This window comes from Hephaestia mangrovi (genome assembly GCF_019880555.1).
Lineage (GTDB): Bacteria > Pseudomonadota > Alphaproteobacteria > Sphingomonadales > Sphingomonadaceae > Sphingomonas > Sphingomonas mangrovi.
This window is the reverse complement of the sequence record NZ_JAINVU010000004.1, coordinates 268,136-281,450: the sequence shown is the minus strand read 5'-3', so window position 1 is coordinate 281,450 and position 13,315 is coordinate 268,136. Positions and strand designations below refer to the sequence as shown.

Annotated in this window: 12 protein-coding genes; 6 read left to right on the top strand and 6 right to left on the bottom strand. The window is 65.1% G+C overall.

Features of this window, described 5'->3' with window-relative positions; translation table 11 throughout:
- Positions 1-36: 36 nt before the first annotated feature.
- The 5 genes from rpoC to dcd all read left to right on the top strand — a co-directional run bounded on the left by rpoC (position 37) and on the right by dcd (position 8,548).
- Complete coding sequence (gene rpoC, locus K7G81_RS11730) at positions 37-4,311, top strand: DNA-directed RNA polymerase subunit beta' (protein WP_223030976.1); 4,275 nt, start codon at positions 37-39, stop codon at positions 4,309-4,311.
- Between the two features lie 268 nt (positions 4,312-4,579).
- A complete protein-coding gene (locus K7G81_RS11725; protein ID WP_223030975.1) occupies positions 4,580-4,813 on the top strand; it encodes an HP1242/YdcH family protein in 234 nt (77 codons plus the stop codon).
- A 4-nt stretch (positions 4,814-4,817) separates the two neighbouring features.
- Entirely contained in the window at positions 4,818-5,519 is a 702-nt protein-coding gene (locus tag K7G81_RS11720; protein WP_255586949.1) for a Bax inhibitor-1/YccA family protein, read from the top strand.
- A gap of 152 nt (positions 5,520-5,671) precedes the next feature.
- A complete protein-coding gene (locus K7G81_RS11715) occupies positions 5,672-7,924 on the top strand; it encodes a glycoside hydrolase family 3 N-terminal domain-containing protein (RefSeq protein WP_223030974.1) in 2,253 nt (750 codons plus the stop codon).
- Positions 7,925-7,993: 69 nt separating this feature from the next.
- Complete coding sequence (gene dcd / locus K7G81_RS11710) at positions 7,994-8,548, top strand: dCTP deaminase (RefSeq protein ID WP_223030973.1); 555 nt, start codon at positions 7,994-7,996, stop codon at positions 8,546-8,548.
- Positions 8,549-8,748: 200 nt separating this feature from the next.
- Here the strand turns inward: dcd and K7G81_RS11705 are convergent, their stop codons facing one another.
- The 5 genes from K7G81_RS11705 to K7G81_RS11685 all read right to left on the bottom strand — a co-directional run bounded on the left by K7G81_RS11705 (position 8,749) and on the right by K7G81_RS11685 (position 11,788).
- Entirely contained in the window at positions 8,749-9,117 is a 369-nt protein-coding gene (locus K7G81_RS11705; protein WP_255586945.1) for a tetratricopeptide repeat protein, read from the bottom strand.
- A 156-nt stretch (positions 9,118-9,273) separates the two neighbouring features.
- Positions 9,274-9,696 (bottom strand): ExbD/TolR family protein, encoded by a 423-nt coding sequence (locus K7G81_RS11700; RefSeq protein WP_223030972.1) that lies wholly within the window; start codon positions 9,694-9,696, stop codon positions 9,274-9,276.
- A 30-nt stretch (positions 9,697-9,726) separates the two neighbouring features.
- A complete protein-coding gene (locus K7G81_RS11695) occupies positions 9,727-10,203 on the bottom strand; it encodes an ExbD/TolR family protein (protein ID WP_223030971.1) in 477 nt (158 codons plus the stop codon).
- A gap of 82 nt (positions 10,204-10,285) precedes the next feature.
- On the bottom strand, positions 10,286-11,080 hold the full coding sequence (locus K7G81_RS11690) for a MotA/TolQ/ExbB proton channel family protein (protein ID WP_223030970.1): 795 nt from the start codon (positions 11,078-11,080) through the stop codon (positions 10,286-10,288).
- 48 nt (positions 11,081-11,128) lie between these two features.
- On the bottom strand, positions 11,129-11,788 hold the full coding sequence (locus K7G81_RS11685; RefSeq protein WP_223030969.1) for an energy transducer TonB: 660 nt from the start codon (positions 11,786-11,788) through the stop codon (positions 11,129-11,131).
- A 224-nt stretch (positions 11,789-12,012) separates the two neighbouring features.
- Between K7G81_RS11685 and K7G81_RS11680 the strand changes: the two genes are divergently transcribed.
- Positions 12,013-12,882 (top strand): hypothetical protein, encoded by an 870-nt coding sequence (locus K7G81_RS11680; RefSeq protein ID WP_369412096.1) that lies wholly within the window; start codon positions 12,013-12,015, stop codon positions 12,880-12,882.
- A 53-nt stretch (positions 12,883-12,935) separates the two neighbouring features.
- Here the strand turns inward: K7G81_RS11680 and K7G81_RS11675 are convergent, their stop codons facing one another.
- Entirely contained in the window at positions 12,936-13,310 is a 375-nt protein-coding gene (locus K7G81_RS11675; protein WP_223030968.1) for a dihydroneopterin aldolase, read from the bottom strand.
- Between the last annotated feature and the right edge of the window lie 5 nt (positions 13,311-13,315).

The following is a 13,315-nucleotide window of genomic DNA, read 5'->3' as shown; positions in this document are numbered from 1 at the left end:
CCTGCCCCAAGATTTTCCCTCAGAGGAAACTGAATTATGAACGAGATGACTCCCTTCGCGAACCCGGTGCAGAAGCCGGAGACGTTCGACCAGATCCAGATCGGCATCGCCTCGCCTGACAAGATCCGCTCGTGGTCGTTCGGCGAGATCAAGAAGCCCGAGACGATCAATTATCGCACGTTCAAGCCCGAGCGTGACGGCCTGTTCTGCGCGCGCATCTTCGGTCCGATCAAGGACTACGAGTGCCTGTGCGGCAAGTACAAGCGGATGAAGTACAAGGGCATCGTCTGCGAAAAGTGCGGTGTCGAAGTCACCGTGTCCAAGGTCCGCCGCGAGCGGATGGGCCATATCGAGCTTGCCGCCCCGGTCGCGCACATCTGGTTCCTGAAGTCGCTCCCCTCGCGCATCGGCCTGCTGCTCGACATGCAGCTCAAGCAGCTCGAGCGCGTGCTCTATTTCGAAGCCTATATCGTCATCGAGCCGGGCCTGACCCCGCTGGAGAAGTATCAGCTTCTTACTGAGGACGAACTGCTCGAAGCGCAGGACGAATATGGCGAGGACGCCTTCTCCGCCGGGATCGGCGCGGAAGCCGTGCGCATCATGCTCGAAAGCCTCGACCTCGAGGGCGAGAAGGTGCAGCTCATGGAAGAGCTCGCCACCACCAAGTCGGAGCTCAAGCCCAAGAAGATCATCAAGCGGCTGAAGGTCGTCGAGAGCTTCATCGAATCGGGCAACCGCCCCGAATGGATGATCCTCGAGGTGATCCCGGTCATCCCGCCCGAGCTGCGCCCGCTGGTGCCGCTGGACGGTGGCCGCTTCGCGACGTCGGATCTGAACGACCTGTATCGCCGCGTGATCAATCGTAACAACCGCCTGAAGCGCCTGATGGAGCTGCGCGCGCCGGACATCATCGTCCGCAACGAAAAGCGCATGCTGCAAGAAGCCGTCGATGCGCTGTTCGACAACGGCCGCCGCGGCCGGACGATCACCGGCGCCAACAAGCGTCCGCTGAAGTCGCTTTCGGACATGCTCAAGGGCAAGCAGGGCCGCTTCCGCCAGAACCTGCTCGGCAAGCGCGTGGATTATTCGGGCCGCTCGGTCATCGTGACCGGTCCGGAGCTCAAGCTGCACCAGTGCGGCCTGCCCAAGAAGATGGCGCTCGAGCTGTTCAAGCCGTTCATCTACGCCCGCCTCGACGCCAAGGGTCTCTCCATGACCTTGAAGCAGGCCAAGAAGTGGGTCGAGAAGGAGCGCAAGGAAGTCTGGGACATTCTCGACGAAGTCATTCGCGAGCACCCGGTCATGCTCAACCGCGCGCCGACGCTCCACCGTCTCGGCATCCAGGCGTTCGAGCCGGTGCTGATCGAAGGTAAGGCGATCCAGCTTCACCCGCTGGTCTGCTCGGCGTTCAACGCCGACTTCGACGGCGACCAGATGGCCGTGCACGTCCCGCTGAGCCTCGAAGCGCAGCTGGAAGCGCGCGTGCTGATGATGTCGACCAACAACATCCTGTCGCCGGCGAACGGCAAGCCGATCATCGTGCCGTCGCAGGACATGGTGCTGGGCCTCTATTACATCTCGACGATGAAGGAGGGTGAACCCGGCGAAGGCATGGTGCTGGGCGACATGCAGGAAGTCCACCAGGCGCTCTATGCCGGCGCGGTGACGCTGCACACCAAGATCACCAGCCGCGTGCCGCAGACCGACGAGGACGGTAACACCTACCTCAAGCGGTATGAAACTACCCCTGGCCGCATGCTGCTTGGCGAGTGCCTGCCGAAGAGCCACAAGGTGCCGTTCGACATCGTCAACCGCCAGCTGACCAAGAAGGACGTCGGCGACGTGATCGACGAGGTCTATCGCCACACCGGCCAGAAGGACACGGTGCTGTTCGCCGACGCGATCATGGCGCTGGGGTTCCGCCACGCCTTCCGCGCCGGCATCTCGTTCGGCAAGGACGACATGATCATCCCGGCCGCCAAGGACGGGCTGGTCGAGGAGACCCGTGCGCTGGTGAAGGATTACGAGCAGCAATATCAGGACGGCCTGATCACCCAGCAGGAAAAGTACAACAAGGTGATCGACGCCTGGTCGCGCTGCGGTGACCAGGTCGCCGCGGCGATGATGGACGAGATCAAGGCGATCCGTAAGGACCCGGAAACGGGCCGCGAGAAGGACGCCAACGCGATCTACATGATGGCGCATTCGGGTGCGCGTGGTTCGCCGGCGCAGATCAAGCAGCTCGCCGGCATGCGCGGCCTGATGGCCAAGCCCTCGGGCGAGATCATCGAGACGCCGATCATCTCGAACTTCAAGGAAGGCCTGACCGTCCTTGAATATTTCAACTCGAGCCACGGCGCCCGCAAGGGTCTGGCCGATACGGCGCTCAAGACGGCGAACTCGGGTTACCTGACCCGCCGTCTGGTCGACGTGTCGCAGGATTGCACGATCGTCGAGGAAGATTGCGGCACCGAACGCGCGCTGGAGATGAAGGCGATCGTTCAGGGTGGTTCGACCATCGCGTCGCTCGCCGAGCGCGTGCTGGGCCGCACCACCGCCGAGGACATCGTCGATGCCAAGACCAACGAGGTCGTGATCCCGACGGGCACTTTGCTCGACGAGCCGATGGTCGCCCAGCTCGAGGAGATCGGCGTCCAGGGCGTCAAGATCCGTTCGCCGCTGGTCTGCGAATCGAAGATCGGCGTGTGCGCCAAGTGCTACGGGCGTGATCTCGCCCGCGGGACGCCGGTGAACATCGGCGAGGCGGTCGGCGTCATCGCGGCGCAGTCGATCGGTGAGCCGGGCACCCAGCTCACGATGCGGACCTTCCACATCGGCGGCGCGGCGCAGCTCAACGAGCAGTCGAACCTCGAGGCGCCGGCCGACGGCACCGTCGAGTTCCGCGACATGCGCGTGATCGAGGATCAGCGCGGTCGCCGCGTGGTGCTCAGCCGTTCGGCGGAGCTCGCGATCCTCGACGACGAGGGCCGCGAGCGTGCGGTGCATCGCATTCCGTACGGCGCCTATGTGATGTTCGATGACGGCCATATCGTCTCCAAGGGCGATCGCATGGCCGAATGGGATCCGTTCACCGCGCCGGTGATCACGGAAAACCCCGGCATCGTGAAGTATCAGGACCTGATCGACGGCAAGACGCTGACCGAGCAGGCCGACGAAGCCACCGGCATCACGCAGCGCGTGGTCACCGAATATCGCGCCTCGGCGCGGTCGAAGGAGGACTTGCGTCCTCGCCTCACCCTGCTCGACGGGGATTCGGGCGAGGCCGGGCGCTACATGCTGACCCCGGGCGCGGTGATCTCGGTCGAGGACGGCGCGGAAGTGAAGGCGGGCGACGTGCTTGCCCGTGTTGCTCGCGAGTCTGCGAAGACCCGTGACATCACCGGCGGTCTGCCGCGAGTCGCCGAGCTGTTCGAGGCGCGCAAGCCGAAGGAAAATGCGATCATCGCCAAGGTCTCGGGCCGTGTCGTGTTCGGCAAGGACTACAAGGCCAAGCGCAAGATCGGCATTCAGCCGGAGGATGGCGGCGAGGTCGTCGAGTATCTGGTGCCCAAGTCGAAGGTGATCGACGTCCAGGAAGGCGACTACGTCAAGCGTGGCGACAACCTGATCGGCGGCTCGCCCGATCCGCACGACATTCTGGAAGTCCTCGGCATCGAGGCCTTGTCGGAATACATGGTCGCGGAAATCCAGGAGGTCTATCGTCTCCAGGGCGTGAAGATCAACGACAAGCACATCGAGACGATCGTTCGCCAGATGCTGCAGAAGGTCGAGATCACCGACGGCGGCGACACCACGTTGCTCGCCGGCGAGCAGGTCGATCGCGAGGAGATGGACGCGATCAACGCCAAGCTCGACAAGAAGCAGGCCCCTGCGCAGGGCAAGCCGATCCTGCTCGGCATCACCAAGGCGTCGCTGCAGACCCGCAGCTTCATCTCGGCGGCGTCGTTCCAGGAGACGACGCGTGTGCTCACCGAGGCTTCGGTCCAGGGCAAGAAGGACACGCTGATCGGCCTCAAGGAGAATGTGATCGTCGGCCGGCTGATCCCGGCGGGGACCGGCGCGGGCATGAACCGCGTCCGCATCGCCGCCAACAGCCGCGACGCCGCGCTCCGCGCGCAGCAGAAGAAGCTGCAGGAGGCCCTCGTCGCCGCCAATTCGGCGGAAGAGGAGCGTGCCGCCGAGCGCCAGCGTGACGCGCTGGACGATACCGGCAGCGATGCGCTGTCGCGGGTCGTGCCGTCGGGCCACGGCACCGATGCCGATGCCGGCGAGTATCTCAACGAGGAGTGATCCCCGGCTGAGACGCTGACACGAAAAAGAACCGCCGTCCGGGCAACCGGGCGGCGGTTTCTTTTTGGCCGCAACGGCCCCCAACCTGTCATCCCCCGTTCAGCTTCGCCGCGTTATCACGATGGAGCGGACCGGGCCCCTCTGGCGGCGGCTTCTCACAAGCCTCCGTGATGTCGGACCGCATCGAGCGTGCTCGGTGCAGTTCGGACGTACCTGTCCCTCTTCCACCGACGCCCTCGATTTCGAATGCAACTTCGATTTGGAGGACATGATGAATTCGCTGATCGAGCGTCTGATCGCTACCCACCGCCACCTCAACCGCGAAATCCGGCGCGAGGCCGCGCGCGGCGTGCCCGACCATTTCCGCCTGCGCCACCTCAAGAAGCAGCGCCTCGCGGTCAAGGATCGGCTGGTGCGCCACATCCCGGAGGCCTCCGAGTTCCGCCGTGCCGCGTGCCGGCTGCTCGCGCGGGTGCGCGGCCCCCGGCAGGCGGAGGGCTGACGCCATGGATCGCGTGCTCTTCGCCCCCGCCGCCCGCCCGAATTTCGATGCCGGGCTGCGCCGTCACATGGTCGGCGTCTATCGCACGATGGCGATCGGCCTGATCGTCACCGCCGCGGTTGCCGCCGCGATCGCCGCTTCGCCGGTGGCAACCGCGCTGATCTTCGGCACACCGCTCAAATGGGTGGCGATGTTCGCGCCGCTCGCCTTCGTGTTCTTCCTCAGCTTCCGTATCGACCGGATGACACTGGGCGCCGCACGCGCCGCCTTTTACGGCTTCGCCGCGGTGATGGGGGTATCGCTGGCCAGCATCTTCCTGGTGTTCACCGGCGCCAGCATCGCCCAGATGTTCCTGGTCGCGGCGATCATGTTCGCCGGGGTCAGCCTGTGGGGATACACTACCAAGCGCGACCTGTCGCGCTGGTCCAGCTTCCTGATGATGGGGCTGATCGGCGTGGTCGCTGCGTCGCTGGTCAATCTGCTGCTCGCCTCCAGCGCGCTGCAGACCGCGATCTCGCTGGTCGGCGTGGCGGTATTCACCGGGCTCGCCGCCTGGGATACGCAGCGGGCGAAATCCGAATATCTTGCTTATGGCGGCACCGAGCGGGCCGAGAAGCTCGCACTGATGAGCGCGCTCGGCCTCTATCTCAATCTGGTCAACCTCTTCCAGTTGCTGCTCAACCTCGGCGGCCAGCGGCAGCAATAATCACCTGCGAACCGAGCCGCCGTCGCCTCTTACGACGACGGCGGCTCCCCAAACCAGGCCGACACCAATCGCGACTTTGACCGCCGGGGGTTCCGTTCATCGCGACAATCGGCGATAGAAGGCGTGTAACCGTTTCCACGAGAGGATGCCCGATGACGTCGCCAACTCGCCGCACGCTGCTCAAGGCCGGCGGCGCGATCGCCGGATTCGCGCTCGCTCCGCGCATCGCCTTTGCCCAGAGCGACCGGATCGAGAGCCTGATCGCGAAGATGACGCTCGCCGAAAAGGCCGGGCAGCTCTCCTGCTTCGGTGACGCGATCCGGCCGCCGCGTATCCCGTTCAATCCCAATGCGGTGAGCAGCAATGCGGCAAAACAGCTCGCCGACATCAAGGCGGGCCGGATCGGGATGCTGTTCAACGGCGTCGGCGTGTCGGGGGCGCGGCGGGCGCAGAAGACCGCGATCGAGCAGAGCCGGCTCAAGATTCCGCTGGTCTTTGCCGGCGACGTGATCCACGGGCTCGCCACCGTCTTCCCGATTCCGATCGCCGAGGCGGGCTCGTTCGATCCCGACCTCGCGATGCGCACCGCGCGCGCCGCCGCGCTGGAAACCACCGCGGTCGGGATGCACTGGACCTTCGCGCCGATGGTCGATGTCGCGCGCGACGAGCGCTGGGGGCGCGTCGCCGAAGGCTCCGGCGAGGACACCTATCTCGGCCAGCAGATGGCGATCGCCCGCGTGCGCGGCTTCCAGGGCAGCGACCCCACCGATCCGAGCCGCGTCGCCGCCTGCCCCAAGCATTTCGCGGCCTATGGCGCGGTCGCGGCGGGGATGGAATACAATACCGTCGACATCTCGATGGAGACGTTGCGCGAAATCCACCTGCCGCCATTCAAGGCCGCGTTCGACGCCGGCGCGCTGACCACCATGTCGGCGTTCAACGATCTCGATGGCGTACCCGCCAGCGGCAACCATTGGCTGCTCACCGAATTGCTGCGCGATCAATGGCATTTCCGCGGCCTCGTCGTGTCCGATTATACCGCCGATGAGGAACTGATCGCGCACGGCTATGCCGCCGACGGCCGCGATGCGGCGAAGAAGGCGTTCACCGCCGGCGTCGACATGTCGATGCAGAGCGGGCTCTACAACAAATGGCTGCCCGATCTGGTCGAAAAGGGCGAGGTGGCCGAGGCGCTGGTCGATGCCTCGGTGCGGCGCGTGCTGACCCTGAAGGAGCAACTCGGGCTGTTCGACAATCCCTATCGCTCGATGGACTATGCCCGCGAGAAGACGCAGGTGGCGATGCCCGCGACGCGCGCCTTGTCCCGCGAATCGGGCGCGCGCTCGATCGTGCTGCTCAAGAATGACGGCGACCTGCTGCCGCTCGGCAAGGCGCCGGGCAAAATCGCGCTGATCGGCCCGTTCGGCGACGACAAGGCCAATCTCGCCGGCCCCTGGGCGTTCATGGCGGACGAGACGATCGGCGTCGATATCGCCAGCGGCATTCGCGCCCGGCTCGCCGATCCGGCCGCGCTCACCGTCGTCAAGGGCTCGGAGGTCGAAAAGCCGATCGCCGGCGGGATCGACGCCGCGGTTGCGGCGGCGAAAGCGGTCGATCTCGTCATCCTCGCGATCGGCGAGGATCAGGGCATGTCGGGCGAGGACCAGTCGCGCGTGGCGATCGTCGTGCCGCCGGCGCAGCAAGCGCTTGCCGAGGCCGTCGCGGCGGCCGGCAAGCCCGTGATCGTGCTGCTCAAGCACGGCCGCGCGCTGGCGCTGAGCGGCGCCGTCAAGCAAGCGCCGGCGATCCTCGCCTGCTGGTTCCTCGGCAGCGAGACGGGCAATGCGGTGGCCGACGTGCTGTTCGGCGCGGTCAACCCCTCGGCCAAGCTGTCGGCGAGCTTCCCCAATTATTCGGGCCAGGAGCCCTATTTCTACGATCACCGCCCGACCGGCCGGCCCGCACCCGACGAGGGCGATCAGGCCTATAAGGCGCGTTATCGCGAGACGAAGAACGAGGCGATGTATCCGTTCGGCCACGGGCTGAGCTACACCCGGTTCACGCTCAGCGATCTCCAAGTCGATCGCGAACTGGCGTGGGACGGCAGCCTTGCCGCGTCGGCGCTGCTCACCAACGTGGGCAAGCGCGCCGGGACCGAGGTCGTCCAGCTCTACATCCACGATCGCGTCGCCAGCCGCACGCGGCCGGTACGCGAATTGAAGGGCTTCCAGCGCGTGACCCTCGCGCCCGGCGGTACGCAGCGGGTGCGCTTCACGCTCAAGCGGCAAGACCTGCAATTCTGGGGCGAGCACGGCTGGACGGTCGAGCCCGGCGCTTTCGATCTGTGGATCGCCACATCCTCAGTCGGCGGCCTGCGCGGCAGCTTCGATTTGGCCAGGGCGTAATCGCGACCCCTTGCCTCGCGGCGCCATTCCCGCGAAAGCTGCCGCCTCGTCCAACAAGGGGAATCACGCATGGCGATCCTGTCCGACCGCTGGATCCGCGAACAGGCGCTTTCGCACCAGATGATCGAGCCGTTCGAGGATGGCCAGCGGCGCGCCGGCTGCATCAGCTACGGCCTGTCATCCTATGGCTATGACGCGCGCGTATCGGACGAATTCAAGATCTTCACCAATGTCGACAACGCCGTGGTCGATCCGAAGGATTTCGCGTCGAACAGCTTCGTCGATCGCAAGACCGATGTGTGCATCATCCCGCCCAACAGCTTCGCGCTGGCCCGCACGGTCGAATATTTCCGGGTGCCGCGCGACGTGCTGGTGATCTGCCTCGGCAAATCGACTTATGCGCGGTGCGGAATCATCGTCAACGTGACGCCGCTGGAGCCCGGCTGGGAAGGCCATGTGACGCTGGAATTTTCGAACACCACGCCGCTGCCGGCAAAGATCTACGCCAATGAGGGCGCGTGCCAGTTTCTCTTCCTGCAGGGCAACGAGCCGTGCGAGACGAGCTATGCCGATCGCGCCGGCAAATATATGGGCCAGCGCGGCGTCACCCTGCCGCGGCTCTGACCGGCGCGGTTCGGCCACAATCACCTGGATCGGAACCCCGCGTCATCCATATCGTCATGCCGAACTTGGTTCAGCATCCATGGCACAACGCCAGCCGGTGCACCTGACGGCGATGAAGCACCACGGCCCCCGAAACAAGTTCACCGGTGGCGGTTCGATCCCGATGCGGCGACCGTCGATTCCACCATGCCAGCGCGGCGCTAGATCTCGGTCGGCGCCGATACTGTCGTGTCGAGCGCCTGCAGGCCCAGTGCCGCCAGCGCGTGCGACGAGGCCGTGCGCTCGGGCGTCACGTCCATCAACTGATCCGGCGCCGCCAGAACCCGCTGGTAGAGCGCCCGCGCCTCGGCCGTCCGCCCCTGATGGCGATACACATTGGCGAGGTTGAGCATCAGCGCGGGACGATCCGGGTGAATCCGCCGCTCGCGCACCAGCACGCGCTCCGCCTTGGCGTAATCGCCCGCGTTGATTGCCTTGTAACCGGTGCGGTCCTGCGCCGCCGCCGGGACGGTCGCGAGCAGCGCCGCCATGAGCGCCGATCCTGCCGCGTACCACATCGCCTGTTTCATGGGTACATATCCTCTCATTATCCCATCGAAACATTTCAGTTTCGTGACATCAGTATGTCATATCGATGACTCCAGGACAAGGAGCGGCCGGATCGGGCACAAAAAAAGGGCGGCCCGAGGGCCGCCCGCTTTCGTGCCGTCGCTGGCGCGAAGTGGTTAGAAGTCGTCGCGATACTGCTCGTTGCCGATGAAGCCGAGCTTGGTCACCCCCGAACGCTTGATGATCGCCAGAACCTGATCGACCTTCTCGTAGCGCGCGTTGGGATCGGGCTGGAAATGCAATTCCGGCTCGGTCGGCAGCGCCAGCGAGGCATCGAGATACTGACGCAGCGTGACGTCATCGACCGGGGTGCCGTTCCACGCGACCTGCCCGGTGGGATCGATCGAGATCGTATTCTTGTCCGGTTGCACGATCTGCTGGTTCTGCGTGTTCTGCGGAAGATCCACCTTCACCGCGTGCGTCTGGGGCGGGATGGTGATGATGAACATGATGAGGAGCACGAGCATGACGTCGATCAGCGGCGTCGTGTTCATTTCCATCATCGGTTCGCCGTCGTCGCGGCCGCCGCTCATTGCCATGTGTTATAACTCCTGACTTGTCGCCGCGGATCAGCGCGTAAGGGCGCCGAGTTTGGTCGGCTGCGAGATGAAGCCCACGCGCGCGAAACCCGCCGACTGCATCGTGTAGATCGCACCGCCAATGCACTTGTACGGCGTGTTGACGTCGCCGCGGATGTGCACCTCCGGCAGGTCATCGGGCGTGATGTTGCTGCCCAACTTGTCGACCACGGCCTTCAGCTTGGCGACCGCCATATCCTGCAGCTCCTGGTGGCCGACCGGGGTCATGCCCCAATAGACCTGGCAGGTCTGCCCGTCCTCGGAGCGGATCGAGAGCATCACGTTCTCGGGCTTGGTCTGCGTGGGATCGTATTGCACGTCGGGAAGCTTGACCGGCACGGTCTGCAACACGACGGGCACCGCGATCAGGAAGATGATGAGGAGCACCAGCATAACGTCCACGAGGGGCGTCGTGTTGATGTCCGACATCGGGGTTTCGGTGGAGTCCCCACCAACGCTCATCGCCATTTGCGCAACTTCCTCTGCATTCTCTCGGGCCGCCTCGCGGCGGCGATGGGCGGGGCCGCGATCCTACGCGGCCCCGGCACCATTACTTGCGCGTCTGGACGCCACCGGCCTGGCCGGCGGTCGCCGTCGCCGGCTTGGCGGCGGGGGCAACCTTCTTGGCTTCCGGACGAACCGCACCGTTCGAGGCGAGATAGCCGAGCACGTCGTTCGAGAACGCGCTCAGATCCTCGGCAATCGCCTTGTTGCGACGCTGCAGCCAGTTGTAGGCAAGCACGGCCGGCACGGCGGTAACCAGGCCGAGCGCGGTCATGATCAGCGCTTCACCGACCGGACCGGCGACCTTGTCGATCGAGGCCTGGCCCGACGCACCGATCTTGATCAGCGCGCGGTAGATGCCGATGACGGTACCGAACAGACCGATGAACGGCGCGGTGGCGCCGACCGTGGCGAGGAACGCGAGACCCGAATTGAGGTCCGAGTTGATCGTCGCTTCCGAGCGCGCCAGCGAACCGTGCAGCCAGTCATGCGCCTCGACCGGATCGGTCAGCTTGCTGAACTGGTCCTGCGCGTTGAGGCCGTCGTCGACGAGCTGGCGATAGGCGCCGTTCTTGTCGAGCTTGGCCGCGCCTTCGCGCAGATTGGCCGAATTCCAGAAGCCGGCGCGGACGCGCTTGGCTTCGTTGCGCACCTTCTGCTGCTCGAACAGCTTGGTGAACATGATGTAGAGCGAAACGACGAGCATCAGCACCAGGATGGTGAAGACGGTCACGGAGATGATGCCGCCCTGCTGCAGCATCGGGATCAGACCATAGGGGTTATCGCCCCCGGCGGTCGACGTATCGGCGGCGGTGCCGGCGGCGAGAAGCATGGTGATCATGTGTTCATTGTCCTTCAATATCGGTGAATTGGGTCAATCAAGCCGATCTCAATAGCCGTCTTCGAGTTGCCACCGGACAGCCAGCGGATAAGTCGAAACCATCGGATTGCCATCGGCGTCCTGTGCCGGGGTAAAACGAACGCGGCGCTTCGCGATGCTGCAGGTCGTTTCGTCGAGATCCGAATTGCCGCTCGACGAGGTCACCACACAGTCGGTCACGCGGCCGTCGGTGCCGACCGTGAGGCGCGCAGTAACGCGCCCCTCGGCACCCGCGCGGCGGGCGGCCGGCGGATAATTGTCGGACCCGAAGAAACGGCCAGGATTCCCCTTCAGGCCAGCCGCCTTCGAAATCTTGGGCGGCGGCGGCGGTGCCGGCGGCGCAGGCGGTGCAAGACTGATCGCGGGCGGCGCAACCGCCTGCGTCTGGATCTGCACCGGCGGCGCGACGGTGCGCACGATCGGCGGCGGCGACACCACCGGCGGCGGCGTCATCGGCTGGTCGGGCGGCGGTGGCGGCGGCGGCACGTCGGGCGGCGGCGGCGGTGGGGGCGGCGCCACGTCGAACGTGTCCATCTTGTTCGCCACCTTCTTGACGTATTGATACGCCAGGCCGGTGACGAAGGCATATCCGAGCGCCGCCAGCAGGACGGCGACGATCACGATCGCCACCATGCGGTTGCTGCCCTGACTCCTATCAGCGTAGGCCATTCAGAATTTTCACTCCTCAAATCCCTATGGGCGGTCGAACAAGCATCTTAACCATGCAAGCGAACCCGCTTGCCGCTACAGCTAGCGCAACCTACGGCAGAGCGCGAGTCTCTAACGTCACGATTTGAACGACGCAACGCCCTGTCTTGCGCAATAAACGTACAATCGCGCTTTTGCAGAATTATTTCTGTATAAATTCGATGCCGTCGCGTAACGCAGACGACATGTCGACCGTTCCCAAGATGCTGTTCGCGGGGGCCGCTTTGGCCTTCGGTGTCACCCCATTTGCGGCGGATGCGCAACAATTTCCGCCCGATCAACGCCCTGAAATGGCCACAGAGGTTGCGGCACCGCATTATGCCGATCTGGCCCCGTTGGTCATCGCTGCGCCGTTGATCCTCGATGCGACGATCCGAAGCACCGTCACGATAAACGGACCGGAGGCGGCCGGGGTCGATCCGGGATTTATCCGACTTTACGTTCAGGCCGATGTCAACGCGCTGATTCGCGGCACCACCGGGGTGCCGCCGCGGATCGGTTATCTGGTCGATCTGCCGGCCGACGCGCGGGGCCGCGCGCCACGGCTGAAGAAGGTGCGCGTGCTGCTGTTCGCGCGTCCCGTCGCGGGACGGCCGGCGCAGCTCCAGCTCGTCGCCAAGGACGCCCAGCGCCGCTGGACGCCTGCCGCCGAACAGCTCACCCGGCGAATCGCCCAGGAAACGGTGCAGCCCGATCAGCCGCCCGAAATCACCGGCATCGGCAATGCCTTCCATGTCGCCGGATCGCTGCCCGGCGAGGGCGAGACGCAGATTTTCCTGACCACAAAGGACAACCGCCCGGTGTCGCTCGATATCCTGCGCCGCCCCGGCCAGCAGCCGCGCTGGTCGGTCGCGTTGAGCGACGTCACCGATGCCGCGGCACAGGCGCCGCAGCGCGATACGCTGCTGTGGTATCGCCTCGCCTGCTTCCTGCCGCGGCAATTGCCCGATTCGAGCGTGGCCGGATCGGCCCCACAGGACGCTGACGCGGCGCGCGCGGATTATCAGTTCGTGCTACAGTCGCTCGGCCCCTGCGATACCCGCAAGGCCTATTGAACCGGGCCTGGATTCAGCCAGGCTGAATCGGCTCGGCAGCCCTCTCCGCCAAATCAGGGGCGCGAACGGGTCAAGGTCATGCCGATCGCTTCGCCGCCTTCGGCGATCGCCAGCTTGACGATCTTCACGGCGACGCGGCGCACGCGCTTGTCCTGCAGGAACAGCGTCTCGATGATGTGATCGGCGACCGCTTCGATCAAAGTGAAGTGCAGCCCTTCGGGAAAGATCGTCGCCGCGCGCTTCAGGTCGAGATAATTCTTCGATGCCGCCAGCGGCGTATCCGGCGCGTAGCGATCGGCGCAATCGAGCTCGGCCGTCACCGAGATGCGCAACGGCTGCGGCAGGTGCGTCTCTTCGGAATAGATGCCGGTCAGCACCATCACTTCGAGGTCGTGGACCTCGAGCTCAAGGGTATCGCGCTCGATCATCGCCG